Annotated in this window: 13 protein-coding genes; 1 reads left to right on the forward strand and 12 read right to left on the reverse strand. The window is 31.8% G+C overall.

The features are described 5' to 3' along the window. Positions 1-8 precede the first annotated feature (8 nt). From C661_RS0114770 to C661_RS0114830, 12 genes are all read right to left on the reverse strand, one after another. A complete protein-coding gene (locus tag C661_RS0114770) occupies positions 9-2,381 on the reverse strand; it encodes an ATP-dependent DNA helicase (protein ID WP_017416117.1) in 2,373 nt (790 codons plus the stop codon). Between the two features lie 83 nt (positions 2,382-2,464). Beyond that, on the reverse strand, positions 2,465-4,384 hold the full coding sequence (locus C661_RS0114775; protein WP_017416118.1) for an ABC-F family ATP-binding cassette domain-containing protein: 1,920 nt from the start codon (positions 4,382-4,384) through the stop codon (positions 2,465-2,467). A 531-nt stretch (positions 4,385-4,915) separates the two neighbouring features. Then, the gene (locus C661_RS0114785) at positions 4,916-5,446 is read right to left on the reverse strand and encodes a hypothetical protein (RefSeq protein WP_017416120.1); all 531 of its coding nucleotides are present in this window, start codon (positions 5,444-5,446) and stop codon (positions 4,916-4,918) included. A gap of 259 nt (positions 5,447-5,705) precedes the next feature. Continuing rightward, a complete protein-coding gene (locus C661_RS0114790) occupies positions 5,706-6,554 on the reverse strand; it encodes an FAD binding domain-containing protein (protein ID WP_017416121.1) in 849 nt (282 codons plus the stop codon). Next, positions 6,548-7,021, reverse strand: a complete 474-nt coding sequence (locus tag C661_RS0114795) for a (2Fe-2S)-binding protein (RefSeq protein WP_017416122.1) — start codon at positions 7,019-7,021, stop codon at positions 6,548-6,550. The genes C661_RS0114790 and C661_RS0114795 overlap by 7 nt, the downstream gene beginning before the upstream one ends. Beyond that, positions 7,014-9,119 (reverse strand): xanthine dehydrogenase family protein molybdopterin-binding subunit, encoded by a 2,106-nt coding sequence (locus tag C661_RS0114800; RefSeq protein WP_017416123.1) that lies wholly within the window; start codon positions 9,117-9,119, stop codon positions 7,014-7,016. The genes C661_RS0114795 and C661_RS0114800 overlap by 8 nt, the downstream gene beginning before the upstream one ends. Before the next feature lie 91 nt (positions 9,120-9,210). Continuing rightward, positions 9,211-9,810, reverse strand: coding sequence for a nucleotidyltransferase family protein (locus C661_RS0114805; RefSeq protein ID WP_017416124.1), 600 nt, complete (start codon positions 9,808-9,810; stop codon positions 9,211-9,213). Between the two features lie 41 nt (positions 9,811-9,851). Further along, on the reverse strand, positions 9,852-12,164 hold the full coding sequence (locus C661_RS0114810; RefSeq protein WP_017416125.1) for a xanthine dehydrogenase family protein molybdopterin-binding subunit: 2,313 nt from the start codon (positions 12,162-12,164) through the stop codon (positions 9,852-9,854). Then, on the reverse strand, positions 12,165-12,614 hold the full coding sequence (locus C661_RS0114815) for a (2Fe-2S)-binding protein (RefSeq protein WP_017416126.1): 450 nt from the start codon (positions 12,612-12,614) through the stop codon (positions 12,165-12,167). It lies immediately after the preceding gene. Beyond that, positions 12,614-13,402: an FAD binding domain-containing protein gene (locus tag C661_RS0114820; RefSeq protein WP_017416127.1), complete on the reverse strand. Its 789-nt coding sequence runs from the start codon at positions 13,400-13,402 to the stop codon at positions 12,614-12,616. Before C661_RS0114820 ends, C661_RS0114815 begins: the two co-directional genes overlap by 1 nt. A 22-nt stretch (positions 13,403-13,424) precedes the next feature. Then, a complete protein-coding gene (locus C661_RS0114825; RefSeq protein ID WP_017416128.1) occupies positions 13,425-14,504 on the reverse strand; it encodes a dihydroorotate dehydrogenase in 1,080 nt (359 codons plus the stop codon). A 46-nt stretch (positions 14,505-14,550) separates the two neighbouring features. Continuing rightward, positions 14,551-15,849: an amidohydrolase family protein gene (locus C661_RS0114830; RefSeq protein WP_017416129.1), complete on the reverse strand. Its 1,299-nt coding sequence runs from the start codon at positions 15,847-15,849 to the stop codon at positions 14,551-14,553. A gap of 730 nt (positions 15,850-16,579) precedes the next feature. Here C661_RS0114830 and C661_RS0114835 point away from each other — a divergent pair. Further along, positions 16,580-17,029 (forward strand): NADH-quinone oxidoreductase subunit NuoE family protein, encoded by a 450-nt coding sequence (locus tag C661_RS0114835; RefSeq protein ID WP_085959908.1) that lies wholly within the window; start codon positions 16,580-16,582, stop codon positions 17,027-17,029. The last annotated feature ends 11 nt before the right edge of the window (positions 17,030-17,040 follow it).

Raw genomic sequence — 17,040 nt, forward strand, 5'->3', positions numbered from 1 at the left:
AGTATGGTTTAGTCCATACTTCTTTCTTTAAACTCATCAACGGCAGCTTCAAGTTCCTTGACATTACTTATTGTTGTGTAAGGAAACCATTCTTCTGGTATTATTTTCTTGTATAACTCACTTGTATATCTGTCATCTAAAAGAAAAATAATCCCCTTATCTTCTTCCGTTCGAATAACTCTTCCTGCTCCTTGAATAACTTTATTTATTCCTGGAAAAGTATATGCATAATGAAATCCTAGGTTATTATATTTATTAAAATATTTTTGAATTAACTCCCTTTCAAAACAAACTTGTGGCAACCCAACACCTACTATTATTGTCCCTATTAGAGATTCCCCTACTAAATCAATACCCTCAGAAAAGATGCCTCCTAAGACACAAAATCCAATTACATTTTTACATGACCCATAAAATTTACTTAAGAATTCTTCCCTATCCTCTTCAGACATATTTATATTTTGTATTATAATATTATCTGAAGAATATTTTTCAACAAATTTATTATAAACTTGCATCATATAGCTATAAGATGGAAAAAAAATCATATAGTTTCCTTTATATAGGTTTTTTAGATTATGAATATACGAAACAATATTTTCATAACTAAACTCTCTATAATTATACCTAGTGTTAATTTCATTTCCTATAATTATTTTTTTGTTCTTTTCTGGAAATGGGGATTTAAGTTTCAAGGAATAATCATCCTCTTCTCCTCCAAGAAGCTCTTTAAAATACTGTATGGGAGATAAGGTAGCTGAAAAGAAAATAGTTGCCTTACCTTTCTTCAAAGTATTTTTTATCATATCCCTTGGATTTAAACAAAACAGCTTTAATTTAATATTCTGCCCTTCTCTCTCTACATAACTCACGTAATCTTCACAGTAATATTCACTAATCCTCATAAAAGCTAAAAAATTAAAATATAAATCTAAAAGTTCTTCATGAAATTCTTTTTCTTCATTTTTAGCTAAGTAGTTATCACACGCCTCTAAAAAGTCCTTTGCAATCTTAAATAAATCCTTAGGGGCTTCTTCTAAAATGCCATTAGACTTATTGTCACAATTACTTCGTAACTTAACCATATAGGTATTCAACTTATTCAATTGTTTATATATTTTTGGTTCACTATCTTTTAAATTTTTCTTTAAACTTAAAATAGGTTCTTTAGTAACCTCAGCAGAAAACATTTCTCTAGCTCTGTCAACTAAATTATGAGCTTCATCTACTAAAAATATAAAATCCTCATTAGATTCTATAAAAAATCTCTTTAAACTTACCCTAGGGTCAAACACATAATTATAATCACATATAATCAAATCACTCCATAGGGTTAAATCTAGAGAAAATTCAAATGGACAAACACTATACTTTTTACTATACTCTTCAATTACTTCTCTTGAGTAGCTATCCTCATTTTCCAAAGCACAAAAAAGCGCTTCATTAACTCTATCAAAATGACCTCTTGCATACTCACAATACTCAGGATTACATTCGCAATTCTCCTTGAAGCATATTTTTTCCTTGGCAGTAATAGTTGTAGATTTTACCTTCAATCCATTGTTTCTTAATAGTTTTAATGATTGTTCTGCAACAGTTCTTGTAATTGTCTTAGCAGTTAAATAAAAAATACGATGACCATATCCTTCCCCTAATGCTTTTATGCTTGGAAAGCAGGTGGACATTGTTTTTCCAATTCCAGTAGGAGCTTGAGCATAGAGTTTTTTCCCCTCTTTTATTGTCCTATACACATTTATAGCTAAATCCCTTTGCCCATTCCTATAGTTTTTAAAAGGAAACTCAAGTTTCTTTATTGATTCATTTCTTATTTCTAGCCAAGTTGAGGTATAATTAGCCCAATGTATATATTTCTCCATTATATGGTGAAAAAATCTTTCTAATTCTTCCATATTGTACTCTTCGATAAAACTCTTAACCTCGTAACTTTCTACATTGCAATACATTAACTCTATAGATATAGACTCTAAGCCTTGCTGACTTGCATATATAAATCCATAACATTTAGCCTGAGCCCAATGAAGAAAGTTATAATCTGACTGTAGAGAAATTAAATCCTTTTGTGTGCTTTTAATTTCAATAATAGTAACCTTATTTTCTTGAATTAAAATGCCATCTGCTCTTCCCTCTAATAGAAAGTTTAAATCTTTGTAGTTAAAGCTATGCTTAAGTGATAGCTCTGTATGAAACTCAGTATTTTCGCTTTCCTTATACTGGTTTTTAAGGGATTTTTGTAGCATTTGGTGGATTTTAGTGCCTTCTTGTGCTCTCGAAATGCTATTGAAACTACTATCAAGATCACCGCTTCTATAAATAAATTCTACTAAGTTTCTAACAGAAACCTTAATTATTTTATCATTCATTATCTTTCACCTAAAGTCATTTAAATTATATGATTATTATAATATAAAAAGAAGGTAGATTCTATCCACCTTCAATATTTAGCCTAGTTGTTATTTTTACCTTCCTGGATTTGTTCATTGATTTCATTTAAATAAGTCCATCTATCCATTAGAAATTCTAACGCTTCTTTTAATTTACCTTCAGTAGCTAATAGTTCTTGAAGTAGCATAAAATTACTTCCTGAGTTATTAACTTGTTGTTGTATCTCTTCTAATTGAAGTTCTTTTTCTTCAATTTTTTCATCAATTTCCTCAAATTCTTTTTGCTCTTTAAAAGTAAATTTAATAGGCTTATCAATCTTATTTTTTTCTATATTTTTATTTTTTTTCTCAACCGAAACTTTTTCAACCACAACTTCTTGTAGTACCTCTTGTTTATACTCCCTATAATCAGAGTAATTTCCCACAAGTTGAAGAATTTCACTATTCCCTTCAAAGCTAAACACTTTATTTATAACTCTATCTAAGAAATACCTATCATGAGACACTATAATTACTGCCCCATTAAAGTTATCAATATAATCCTCTAGTATAGTTAAGGTTTCAATATCAAGATCATTGGTTGGCTCATCCAACAATAATACATTAGGAGCTTCCATCAATATTCTTAAAAGATATAATCTACGCTTTTCTCCACCAGATAATTTTGATATATAGCTAAACTGTATTGACCCTTCAAATAGAAATCTTTCTAACATTTGAGATGCAGTAATTTTGCTTCCATCTCCTGTTGTAATAAACTCAGCAACCTCTTTAATATATTCGATTACCCTTAGATTAGGATTCATTTCACTATTTTCTTGTGTAAAATACCCTAGTTTGACAGTTTCTCCAAATACAACTTCCCCGCTACTAGGTTCTATTCTCCCTCCAAGAATGTTTAATAGTGTAGTTTTACCAATGCCATTGCTCCCAATAATACCTATCCTATCCTCTTTGGTTAATATATAATTAAAGTCGTTTATTAATACTCTATCATTGTAGCTTTTACATATCTTATGAGCTTCTATAATCTTTTTGCCAAGTCTCGAAGAACCTGTATTAATTTCCACAGAAGTATCTTTAAGCTCTATTTTACTATCTCGAATTTCCTCAAATCTTTGGATTCTAGCCTTCTGCTTTGTACTTCTAGCCTGAGCGCCGCGTTTAATCCAAGCAAGCTCTTTCCTATATAAGTTTTGTCTCTTTTTCTCAAAAGATTCTTGCATAGCTATTCTTTCCATCTTCTTCTCCAAAAAAGTAGAATAATTTCCAGTGTAGCTATATAGGTTACCATTATCTACTTCAAGGATTTTGTTTGTTATCCTATCTAAAAAGTATCTATCGTGAGTTATCATAATTACAGCGCTTTTTCTTGCCTTTAACAATTCTTCTAAATAATCTATTAATTCATTATCCATGTGGTTAGTTGGCTCATCTAGTATAAGTAGGTCACATGGACTGATAAGAACATTACATAGAGCAACTCTTTTCCTTTGACCTCCTGATAATTGTCCCATAGTCATAGAGAAGTCAGTTATATTTAACTTTGTTAAAATTGCTTTGGCTTCACTTTCAATTTGCCATCCGTTAAGTGCATCAAGTTTACTATTTAGCTTAAAAAGTTCATCTTGTAGTCTTTTATCTTCTGAGTTTTTTTGAAGAAGAGTAAGGACTTTTTCGTATTGAATGAGAGTAATCATCACCTCTAAATCACCCTTAAATACAGCTTCCATGATTGTATCATCAGGATTAAATGATAACTCCTGTGGAAGATAATTAATCCGTAATCCATTCATTTTTACTATATTTCCGTTATCATAGTTTTCCACACCAGCAATTATCTTTAATAAAGTTGATTTACCAGTACCATTAACTCCTATTATTCCAATCTTATCTTCATCAGTAATATTAAGCTTTATATTGTTAAGCAAAGTTTTCTCGCTATAACTTTTGCTTATATTTTCCAGTGTAATTAAATTCATAAAATCATTCCTTCAGTTTATTATTTTAGCATAGACTAATAATTAGTTAATTACTAACTTTTGTTTACTTATATGGGGTTAATTTAGCAATATAACCTAGATGTTTTCATAAAGTAATCAGAAAATAAATTATATCCATATTTTATTATTCTAACTTTATCTCTTCCTTTAACATTATAACTAATTTCTTCTTAATTTTCATTATTTATTTAAATCCATAGGATTTATTCTAAATTAATACTCCTCTCAATATAATATTAGTAGATTATGTTAAGGGGGAGACTTCTATGGCTAAAAACAATAACAACAAAAAACAGACTGACAAGAAAAAAACTGACAGCAAAAGTAATAAAAATAATAAAGGTAAGAAAAAATAATAAAAAGCAGGATTTCCTGCTTTTTATTATTTAAAAGAATATTTTTTCTATGTTAATGTAATGGAAATAATCATTGAAAAATAGTAAGGAACTATTTATAACATTCATTGCCTACAGTGTGAATATAAATCTTAATCTCCAATGTGTATGGATTCTATGCAACTAATTTCTTTTGCTTTTCTCCAATACTTCTAAGATTTATTTTCAAAACTTTACTTAAGGTTGCAAGAAGTGGTGCTGTTATTAAACTGTCTATAATATGATGAAGAACTGTTCCCACTCCAACAGCTATAAAAGCTACTGCAAAATTTTTAGTTATCATGTAAACTACAATTCCTTCTAAAATACCATGAATTGGTGCTGTTATGGCCATTACTGTGATGTAGCTTAGATTTCTTAAGACTAATCTAGCACCTACAAAACCTACTGCAATATGAGTAGCTGCTCTAGCTGCAATTATAGGGTCTGGAAATGCAAATAAAAACCCAATTGCTGATCCTAACCCAACTACTGCTGCTTCAAAAGGTCCAAGAAACATTGCAATGAATAATGGAACATGAGAAGCTAGTGTTGCTGAAAATGGTGGGAAATATACCCTTAAAAATGGTCCAAAAACTACTGGAATTACTATTGAAAATGCTATTAATAATGCTGTTATAATCATTTTTTTTACATTTGTCTTCATTTTTATTCCCCCTGTACTAGTGTATATACAATAGTATACTATACTAGTAGGGAATTGTAAATACACTTGATAAATCTTAACTCCTAATTAAACTTTCCTATTAGTTTAATTAAAGTAGAATAATTGCATATTAAAACTAAAACCAACAATGTTTTTCAATAAAATTCCACAATAAAAAAATAGCATATTTCTATGCTATAAGACTTTCATCCATATTGAACTATTACAAATAGTAACTACTTTATAAACCTAGAAATTCTTACTTTGATAATTCATTTAACAAAAAATTTCTTAATAAGTTTAAACAAACAGCTTTCCTATATTTTGCAGTAGACCTTGCATCATTAATTGGTCTAATTAGTTCAGAATATCTTTCAACTATTTCACAAATTTTATACCTTGTATCTTTAATAGATCCCCCTACTAAGGTCAATTCCAAATCTCTATCCTTTATAACTACTGGACCTACAGACCCAAAAGCAATCCTTAAATCTCTTATTATATTATTCTCCACTTCATAAAACCCTATAAATGATGCCTTTGCCAATGCTGTAGCTTTCCGGGTACCTAACTTATGATAATAAAACTTTTTATTGTTATAGTTTTCTATTATTATTTCTGTTAGTAACTCATTAGCATTTAGTAAGGTTTTTCCTGGTCCAATAATAAATTCTTTTATTGGTATTATTCTCTCTTTATTTCTAGATACAAGTCTTAATTTTGCATCTAAAGCATATAGTGGTGTTAAAATATCCCCCGCTGGAGACGCATTACAGATATTCCCTCCAATTGTAGCAAGATTTCTTATAGCTGGAGACGCAATTTCTCTTATTACTACTTTTAAATAGATAGGTACAAGAGGACTCCTTTCTAACTGAGAAAAGGTGCACCCACTTCCAATTATTAAATTATTCTTTTCAGTGGAAACCTGTTTTAACTCTTTTAGTGAATTAATAAATAAAATAGACTTATCAAATGAGGGTATTGTCCCTGACCAACTTTTTTTCTTAACCATTAGATCCGTTCCACCGTTCATTATAATAGCATCTTTTTCACTGAGAAATTCTAAAGCTTCAGTAATATTTGTAGGTGTAGTTGCAATCACCATAAACCTTCACCTCTCTCAGCTGCAAGTTTAATAGCTTCAACTATCATTGTGTATCCTGTGCATCTACAGAGATTACCAGAAATGCCTACCCTAATTTCTTCCTCAGTTGGTCGAGGTAGCTTTCTTAGTAACGCTTCTGAAGCCATAATCATTCCTGGAGTACAAAACCCACACTGTACTGAACCTGCATCTTCATAGGCTTGTTTAAGAATTTCAAATCTTTTAGATTCTTTAAAGCCATCTATAGTAATTATATTGGCATTATTCAATGACCCTACTGGAACTAAACAAGAATTAACTAGGTCACCATTAATAATTACTGAACAAGCGCCGCACTCTCCCTGACCACAGCCTTCTTTAACACCAGTAATTGCTAAATCCTCTCGTAAAACATCAATAAGTCTTTTTAATGGATTGCACTCTAAGGTTACGATTCTTCCATCTACGTGAAAAGTTATATTATTCATTATTCATTACCTCCATAAGATATTCTGGAGTAACTGGAATTTTACAAATATCAATTCCTAAGGCATTTTCAATTGCGAGAGCGTATGCAACAGGAGCCCCTATAAAGGTTAACTCTCCAGCACTCTTAGCTCCAAAAGGACCATTTTCATATGGATTTCTTATAGTTGCACTTTCAATCTTTGGAAAATCTAATGCGGTTGGTATTACATAATCTGTATTAGTCCTTTGTATTAATCTACCATTGTTAATTTCTAATTTTTCTATGGAGCCATGTCCAAGTCCTTGAAGCATTCCCCCATCTATTTGACCACGGATAATTTTTTCATCAATAGGTACACCTATATCAAAAACTGCATAAACGCCTAAGACTTTTACTTCAAATGTTAAAGGATTTACCAGAACTTCTACTACGTTTGCCCCCCAAGAGTATTCATTATAAGCATCACCTTCAAATTTAGAATCATCCCAATAAAATCCATCTGGAAATTTATAGTTTTCCGTAATCTGTTGCTCTTCGCCACTTATCCAGCACTCTTTTAATTTAATAGCTGCTTTTTGCAGAAGTTTTCCAACAATCATTATAGTTCTAGATGCTACTGTAGGACCTGAATTAGGAACTCTATCTGTATCTGGATTAACTAATATTATTTTGTTAATAGGAACTTTTAACTCCATTGCCACAATCTTTCTTAAAGTTGTTTGGGTACCTTGTCCCATTTCAACATTTGAAATTAATATTTCTACTGAGTCATCTTTATACTTTCTTAGTTTTACTACTGCCTTAATATGATCTCTTTCTCCACTACCAGTAAAACCTCCTCCGTGGAAAAACAAAGACATACCTATCCCCTTTAATGTATCACTACTTTTATATTCTTTATACTTTTTACTATATTGAGACATTTCCTCAATTCTATCAATTAATTCTTTTGTAGGAACGTAACCTCTATATACCCCACCAGTAGAAGTCAAATCTCCAGTTTTAGCCAAGTTTATTTTTTTAAATTCAAGTGATGTTAATCCTAACTCTTTTGCTATATATTCCATATGCATTTCTAAAGCAAAGAAACCTTGTGGTGCTCCAAACCCTCTAAACCCTCCTCCTGGAACTGTGTTTGTAGCAATAGCTCTACCTCTTACGCTCACATTGGGAATGTTATATACCCCTGTAGCTGTAAACATTGCACGCTGAAGGACTATATTTGTAAGACCGCAATAAGCACCACCATCTAATCTTATATCATTATCTATTCCAATAATTTTATTATACTTATCAACCAACATGGTAACTTTTATTTTAGATGGATGTCTTTTAGTAGTGCATTCTATGTCTTCATCTCTATCAAAAATTAACACTACTGGCTTATTGCACTTAATAGTAGCAAAAGCGACATGCCCGCCAGTTAACGAAGGATATTCTTCCTTTCCACCAAAAGCGCCTCCAGTTGTTGTTTGTATAATCTGAACCCTATTTCCTTCAAATCCTAGGGCTTCTACCACAGCATCTTTAACATAATAGGGACATTGCATTGAACCATAAATGGTTACTTTTCCATCTTTATAACTAGCAGCTACTCCCTGTGGCTCTAGATATATGTGCTCTTGGTAACCTGTCTCATACTCTTTTGTAAAAACCTTATACGCCTCTTTATAAGCTTGTTGAATATCTCCTTTTTTGTAGTGATAATCAGCATACAAATTATCTTTCCCGTAAATAGGTAGCTTGCAGCTTGCTTCTTCTATTGTATAAATAGGGTCTAGGATTTCATAATTAACTTTAACCTTTGCTAATAATTCTTCTATTATATTCTTTTCCTTTCCAACAACTAAAGCTATTGGTTCGCCAATATAGTTAACAGTGTCTTCTGCAAAAAATGGCATATCATAAGTTACTATTTTCACCCTATTTTTATTCGGAATATCATTTTTATCAACTATATAATACCCCTCTGGAAGTTCAGGATATTCTATACTTAAAATTTTAGCTCTTGCCATAGTTGATCTAAGAGTTTTTGCATAGAAAAACTCTTCAAAAAACATATCCCCTATATATCTTGCCTCGCCTCTAATTTTATCAGCTGCATCAAATCTATTCATTGGAGTACTTATACAATTGCTAATTTTAAACACCCCCATACTCTTATTATTTTTCTCGTTGGTATCGCATAATCTCAAAGTGTCAGCGGTCCTAATAACCTGCTTTTTTCATACCCTCTTTTATTAACTTTTTCTCCAATGCAATAATGTAATCCTCATAGGTATCAATATCATATAAAATTCCGTCCCTATCTACTTCTAGTGTTTCAAACCCTATATAATTAATTACTTCTCTCAAATTATTAAAGTTATGATTAATTGCACTTTTTATGCTACTGTCCTTAAAAAGTACAGGATGACCTTTCTTTCCTTTATAAGAAGGTATGATTATAGAAGCATCACTCTTATAATCTAGCATTTTTAAATACACATAATCATCAACCAAAGCATAATCCCCTGGAATAAGAAAAAAGTTGTCGCTAATAACGCTGTTTATCCCTAGTCTTACAGAGCTAAACATGCCACTTTCATATTTATCATTATATATTAGTTTAACTTTTTTATATTTTGATACTATACTTTCAATTAAAGAAAAGTTATAACCACCAACTACAATGATTTTATCTACTACATCATACATATTAACTATACAGTTTTCTATCACTGTGCTTCCATTAAAATCTAAGGCCATCTTATACTTGTGAGCTCTAGATGATAACCCTGCAGCTAACACAATAGCTTCAGTTCCCAATAATCATACCTCCCTATAAAATACTTAATAAATTAATATTTTTATTTATTCAGATTTTTTAATTCCATCAGAATTTTCTCAGGTGTTATTGGTAATTCTCTGACTCTTACTCCACAAGCATTATAGATAGCATTAGCAATAGCAGCTGGTGGTGTATCTATTCCTATCTCACCAACTGATTTGGCTCCATAAGGACCTGATGGCTCATAGCTTTCTGCGAATTCAACAGTAAGATTCGTTACATCTTTCCTAGTAGGAATTTTATACTGCATTAAGTTATTTGTTAGTAAATTCCCTTTATAGTTACGTACTACATTTTCATACATGGTCATACCTATCCCTTGAAGAAGTCCACCTTCAACTTGTATTCTTGCTAAATTAGGATTAATAGGAGTACCGCAATCAACTATTGATACATAGTTTTTAACTTCTACTTTGCCAGTTCCTGTATCTACTTCAACTTCTGCAAATGCGCCCATAAATGGTGCTGGTGATTTTTCTCCGCAATAGGATTCACAAGCTACTAGTTGTTTTTGATTGCTATTGTAGTATAATTCTGTAGATAAATCTTTTAGAGTAATATTCTTCTTGCCATCTATAGTTTTTAGAGTTTTTCCATCAAACTCAATATCTTCTTTTAATACATTAAACTTAAGAGCAGCCTCTTCTATTATCATTCTTCTCATTTTTTCCGCAGTCTTTCTAACAGCATTTCCAGATACAAAGGTTGTACTTGATGCATATGCTCCGGTATCAAATGGAGTTAAATCTGTATCAGAAGAATATACAACGATATCACTGGTAGATACACCTAAACCTTCTGCTGCAATTTGCGCAAGGATTGTATCACTACCTGTGCCTAAATCTGTAGCTCCAATCATTAAATTAAAGAACCCACCATCATTTAATTTTAGTATTGCTGAAGCCATATCTATTTTAGGAATTCCAGAGCCTTGCATAGCTATAGCCATACCATAGCCTCTAACCCTCTCATTATCTAATACTTTTTTAGGAAAATTTTCCTTCCAATTTATAAGCTCTGCGCCTCTATTTACACAATAATTAAGCTTACAATTTTCAAGAATCATTTCTACGCCCTCTCCCCCTTCACCCATAATCTTAAATACAGGAGAAGTTTCGCCTTCGGTTATCATGTTTATTTTTCTAAGTTCAAGTGGATCCATTTTTAATTTATGAGCAAGTTCATCAATAATAGACTCCAACGCAAAATTTCCTTGAATTGCACCGTATCCTCTGAAAGCACCAGCAGGAGTCTTATTTGTATAAACAACTTTACCACCAAATCTCACTGCATCAACCTTATTATACAAAGGTAGAGTTTTTGATCCTCCTACCATGAATACAGTCAATGCATGTTCCCCATATGCACCTGTATCTGATAATACATCCATATCTATTCCCTTAAGTTTTCCGTCCTTATTAGCTGCTAGTCTTACTTGAAATCTCATAGGATGCCTATTATAAGATGCATCAAATACTTCCGTTCTAGTATAAATTAATTTACATGGTTTCCCTGTTTTTAATGTTATTGCAGCAACAATCATCTCGCCATGAATTGCTTGCTTACCACCGTAGCCACCGCCAATTCTAGGTTTTATAACGCGGATTTTATTCAATGGAATTCCTAGTGCAGTACCAACAATTCTTCTTGCATGCACTGGATTTTGTGTAGAAGAAATAATATTTATCCTACCATGAATATCTAAATAAGCCCCCGAAGAATGAGGTTCCATAGTAACGTGAGCTTGTGCTTGTGTGTAATAAGTTTCACTTAATACAATATCTGCAGTGGCGAAGGTTTTATCTATGTCACCTACACTCATACTGTAGGAGGCTGCTATATTATTTTTAGGTTCAAAGCCAATATCAAACATAGAGTGACATTCAGGTTCATTATGAATTATTGAAGAATTACCTTCAGCTTTTTCAAAGTCCAATACTGGATCTAATACTTTATACTGCACTTTGATTAAATTTAAAGCCTCCTCTGCAATAGTTTCATTGATAGCAGCTACTACCGCAACTTCATCTCCCACATACCTAACAACACGGTCTAAGATGAATTTATCATGTGGAGAAGGTTCTGGATATCCTTGCCCTGCTCTAGTTATTGCATTTCTGGGAAGATCTTTATAGGTTAAAATCGTTTCAACCCCCGGTAATTTTAAAGCTTCCTTTACTTCTATATCTACTATTTCTGCAAAAGAATAGGGGCTTCTTAAAACCTTGCAAATCAATGAGTCTCTAGGAAGTAAATCATTTGTATATGCAGGCTTTCCTTTTAGCAGTCCCATGCTCTCAATTTTTGGAATGGATTTTTTAACTTCCTTCATTTATTTCACCCCTAAGTATTTTTTTATTGCACGAGTATGCCCTACATATCCTGAGCATCTACATAAGTTTCCAACAAGGTAATGACGAATTTCATCTATTGTTGGATTCTTTAACTCTTGCTTCATGGCTAAAATTGTTAATACAAAGCTTGGAGAACAATAGCCACATTGCTCTACACCTTCTGCTGATAGGAATTTAGCTAGTTCTTCTGCCTCACTTTGTACACCTTCTATTGTAGTTACTTTATGCCCATCAGCTCTTACAGCAAGGCAAGCACAGGATGGTATTGGTTTTCCATCTAACAGTACAGTGCAAGCACCACAAGATCCAGTATCACACCCTCTTTTTACACTTAAATATCCATTATTTCTTAGGGTTTCTAATAAATAGTCCTGGGGTTCTACTTGTAATTCCTTATCTAAACCGTTAATTTTCAAATTAATAATCATTACAATACCTCCATAAGTGCTCTTTTGACTAACACTTTTGCAACTTCTTTTCTATATAACTCAGATCCTCTAATATCACTGCTAAAGTTAACTTCATTTACAAGTGCACTGCATAACTTATTAAGACTATCCCTTGGATTTTCACAATTATTTATTACTTCCATAGATTTATAAGCTACTCTAGCGATACCGGGCCTCGCGCCAATTACAATTTTAAATTTATTGGCTGTTCTTGACACTGCTACATTTAGTATTGAAAAATCTGTGGAGGTATTTCTCAAATCTTTGAAGGCGGCTTTACTGTCAGTTTTATTAATTACTATTTTTGTGATAATATCCTTGGGAACTTCCTTTAAAGCTAGGAAATCTTCAAGATTCATTTCCCCCTTGTTAAATAATATAACTTTAGTATCTAAAGCTAATAGTGCCGTTATAAAATCTGAAAACCCATATCTTCCTCCAATAGTCCCTCCAATAGTTGCCACATTTCTTAATTGCACCCCCATTATTCTAGATACAGCATCACATAAAATCCCTGCGAAGTAATTCTTTAAAACTTCTGACACTTCAAGCTCCCTTAAAGTAGTCATTGCTCCAATTTCAATTGAATCTTCCTGTTCTTTAATATAGTTTAAATTTAGGTCACATAAATCTATAAGCTTATTTACATTTCTATTACCTAACTTAAGATACGCTCCACCACCTAAAATTAAATTATTTTTATCAGTAATTAATTCATCATAGGCTTCATTTAATGATTGTGGCCTTAAATAACTATTAATTTTCAAACTTTATCCCTCCAAAAATTTATTATAAAACTCCTGTAATTGCCTTTACTGGACATCGACTTTCGCATAGCCCACACCCGAAGCAACTTTCCTTATTAACTTGAGCTACTTTATCAACCTTCATTGAAAAATATGGACATACCCTTTCACAGAGTTTACAGGCAGTACACTTATTTTTATTTACCACTGGATAAGTCGGTTCAAATCTAATTTCTTTCGATAATTTTGATTTTTTAACCTCTTCTACAGATTGGAAATTATACTTTTGAAGGGTTTTGGGTAAATCTTTAATTATCTTTTCATACAAGTCTTTTCCCTTTATCATAGCCGAAGAAAGCATCTGCACTCCATCTGCCCCAGCCAATAAAAATTCAACTATGTCATCAGCTGATGATATTCCTCCAACCCCTATAATGGTTATATTAGGGAAAGCCTCTCTAATCATATTAATTATGGCTAATGCAACGGGTTTAATGCTTGGACCTGATGTCCAAACTTGTCCCTTATCATTACCTACTACTACTTTTCTTTTCATTGGATCTATTATCATAGAAGGACCCAGAGAGTTTACAGCAACTACTCCATTGGCACCATTTTCTATTACAGTATTAACAAATCCTATAGGATCTGGCATATGAGGGCTCATCTTCATAAATATAGGCTTATTAGTATGCTTTCTTATTGTAGCTACAGTTTGTCCTATAACACTCAAGTCTTTACCTACATAGTGAGTAGATATTTCAAAAGCGTCTGCATAAGAATCTAACCTCGGAATTAAATATTCCATATCATCTTTTGTGTATCCCGCACTAATTATTAGTGGAATACCTAAATCTCTCTTTAATGGCGGCAATATATCTTTTAGCCATTTTTCACTTGAATATTCAGACCATAGCTCTGCATTCATTATCTTGTTGTTATCTCCATAAATACAAGGTCTAGGTACTGCTGCTGCATTTACAGATATAGTTTTAGTAACCATGGCCCCCAATCCAAAGCTTTGTAGTATAAGCATTTTCTCATGGTCACCTACAAGTGGTCCTGAAGCGGGCATCAATGGGTTTTTTATTTCTATACCACTAATGCTAGTTGTTAAATTCATCCTATCTCCCCCAAACTAAACTCTTTTACTAGAAATGTATAATTGCTTACTTTAATATATTCCAAATTTTTTTGGATGCAAGAACACTTTTTTCATATATATCTTCAAAAGGTAATATTGGTGCATTATTCTCCATAAGAAGCTTTCCATTACAAATCACATCTCTTGGAGTAAATCTGTCAAATACACCAAAGAAAATATGTGCAAAAATATTTTCATCAGAAATACAGGTTGGTGAGTTATATGGGACAATAATCAAATCTGATACATACCCCTCTTCTATTTTCCCTATTTTAATACCTAAATGATTAGAAACATATTCATAACTGTTGTTTATTAACTCCAATAAATCACTAAAATTAAAGTTTCCTGGATCACTATATTTGTTTTTCATTGAGTATGTTAAGTTAAGAAATTCTCTAGTTATATTTGCTCCTAATCCATCATTGCCAATAATACATGGAATCCCATGGGTTTTTAATAAATTATAATCAGGCAGTCCAACGGCATTGTTCATATTTGATGTTGGATTTAAAGCTACATATACGTTATGAGCTTTTAATAATTTTGCTTCATACTCATTAATATGAACACAATGTGCAAGTAGAGAGTTTTTAGTCAACAATTTATATTCTTCAAGTCTTTCAACTATTGTTTTCTTATACTTATTTATGGAGTCAACTTCATCTTCCATACTTTCAGCTAGATGTATATGAATAGGTAGTTTTCCTTTTCTCTTAGAAATTTTGTCTAGAGTCTCATTACTAAGAGTCATTGAAGCATGCATGCCAAATAAGCTACTACACTCATTGTTCTTAATCTTTGAGAAATTTATATTTTCGTCTAAGCACTTTTCAACATCAAATCTATCACTTGTCTCGAAGCAAAATATTCCGCGCATTCCCAAGTCCCTACATATGCCATCCTGTAGCTTCTCAAGGGTTCCTAAAATATCACCACCACTAGCATGATGATCTATTAGAGTGGTTACCCCGCATTTTATACTCTCTAATCCATAAACAATGGCACTAATGTAGCAATCATCCTTGACTAAAACACCATCTAATTTCCACCATAACTGCTCTAAGATTTCTGTAAAAGATTTAGGGTTAAAAGGCAAGTTCATCCCCCTAGATAATGATGAATATATATGAGTATGTCCATTAATTAACCCTGGCATTACTAAAGCTCCACTAGCATCTATAACCTTATCTAAAAGTTCTTTTTCTATAGTATTGAACTCACTCATTGGCCCGATTTTTTTTATTAAGCGGTCAAAAAGAATGTACACTTTTTCCTTATAATTATTAAAGTCGTAGGTTTTTGCATTAATAATGGCCTTCATTAAATCACCTTCATTTTTCATTAATTATTGTAAAGTACTATAATGCTATTATGTAAAATATTATTAGCATAAGCTTCTGCAAGAAGTTTATTATTTAAATCTTGTCTAGTTGAATGCTATTCTTCTATACCCAAGCTTTATACAAAAAATGTTTTAGATTTCTAATATATATTCTCTGATAAAATCTAATATTCATATTCCATTTAATAATTAATTATTCCTCACCTAATTACATTTGTGAAATCTAGAAGCAACGAAATAAGTTACAGCTCTTAGATGTCTACCCATCACAGTAGTTCCAGAAGTAGTGCTGTATTTGTAAATAACTAATACTAAGATAGATTTTTTAAATGCATATAAATAGGAAAGTATTCCCTCAAGGCAATTTATGAACCTACCCAGTTATTTTCTTATGAATTTCTTGAAAATGTTTTATTTATTTTCTAAAAAGTTTGTAGAAAATTTATCTAAATATGAATAAAATCCTTCATAATTAACATATAAATTAAAATGGAATAGAAGGGATATGCAAAAAATCCTGTCATAATATAGCTAAAATAATAAAATACTACTATACAATTTGAAGGCAAAGTATTATACTATAAATTGAAATTGTTAAACTATTTCAAATATATTAAAAATTCGTTTATTATAATGAAACTAATACTAGTTTTATTATTTATTTAAAGGGGGTAAATTTTAAGTGTGCTGCAATAGTGAAAAAAATCAAATGTTTATGGAACTAGAAGCTTTTATTAATGAACTTCCTAGTAAGGAAGGGGCTTTAATTGAAGTTTTACACAAGGCACAACATATTTTTGGATATCTTCCATCAGAAGTTCAAGCCTTTGTGGCAGAAAAATTGGAAATACCTGTTTCTAAAGTTTATGGTGTTGTAACCTTTTACTCTTTCTTTACTACAGAACCAAGAGGTAAGAATGTCATTAATATTTGTATGGGAACAGCCTGCTTCGTAAGAGGTGCTGGAGATGTGCTCAAAGAGTTTGAGAAGCAACTTAATATCAAATCTGGTGAAACAACAGCTGATATGCATTTTACAGTTGGTTCATTACGATGCGTAGGTGCTTGTGGTCTTGCTCCAGTTGTAACTGTTAATGATAAAGTTTATGGACATGTTACGAAAGATCAAGTACAAAAAATTATCGCAGAATACATGTAGTTTTTGGGGGG

Origin of the sequence: Clostridium tunisiense TJ (assembly GCF_000300195.1) — a bacterium.
Lineage (GTDB): Bacteria > Bacillota > Clostridia > Clostridiales > Clostridiaceae > Clostridium_J > Clostridium_J tunisiense.

Excerpts from the sequence above, each read along its gene's own strand:
- C661_RS0114770 (WP_017416117.1), bottom strand. The coding sequence starts at position 2,381 with ATGAATGATAAAATAATTAAGGTTTCTGTTAGAAACTTAGTAGAATTT.
- C661_RS0114775 (WP_017416118.1), bottom strand. The coding sequence starts at position 4,384 with ATGAATTTAATTACACTGGAAAATATAAGCAAAAGTTATAGCGAGAAA.
- C661_RS0114785 (WP_017416120.1), bottom strand. The coding sequence starts at position 5,446 with ATGAAGACAAATGTAAAAAAAATGATTATAACAGCATTATTAATAGCA.
- C661_RS0114790 (WP_017416121.1), bottom strand. The coding sequence starts at position 6,554 with ATGGTGATTGCAACTACACCTACAAATATTACTGAAGCTTTAGAATTT.
- C661_RS0114795 (WP_017416122.1), bottom strand. The coding sequence starts at position 7,021 with ATGAATAATATAACTTTTCACGTAGATGGAAGAATCGTAACCTTAGAG.
- C661_RS0114800 (WP_017416123.1), bottom strand. The coding sequence starts at position 9,119 with ATGAATAGATTTGATGCAGCTGATAAAATTAGAGGCGAGGCAAGATAT.
- C661_RS0114810 (WP_017416125.1), bottom strand. The coding sequence starts at position 12,164 with ATGAAGGAAGTTAAAAAATCCATTCCAAAAATTGAGAGCATGGGACTG.
- C661_RS0114815 (WP_017416126.1), bottom strand. The coding sequence starts at position 12,614 with ATGATTATTAATTTGAAAATTAACGGTTTAGATAAGGAATTACAAGTA.
- C661_RS0114825 (WP_017416128.1), bottom strand. The coding sequence starts at position 14,504 with ATGAATTTAACAACTAGCATTAGTGGTATAGAAATAAAAAACCCATTG.
- C661_RS0114830 (WP_017416129.1), bottom strand. The coding sequence starts at position 15,849 with ATGAAGGCCATTATTAATGCAAAAACCTACGACTTTAATAATTATAAG.
- C661_RS0114835 (WP_085959908.1), top strand. The coding sequence starts at position 16,580 with ATGTTTATGGAACTAGAAGCTTTTATTAATGAACTTCCTAGTAAGGAA.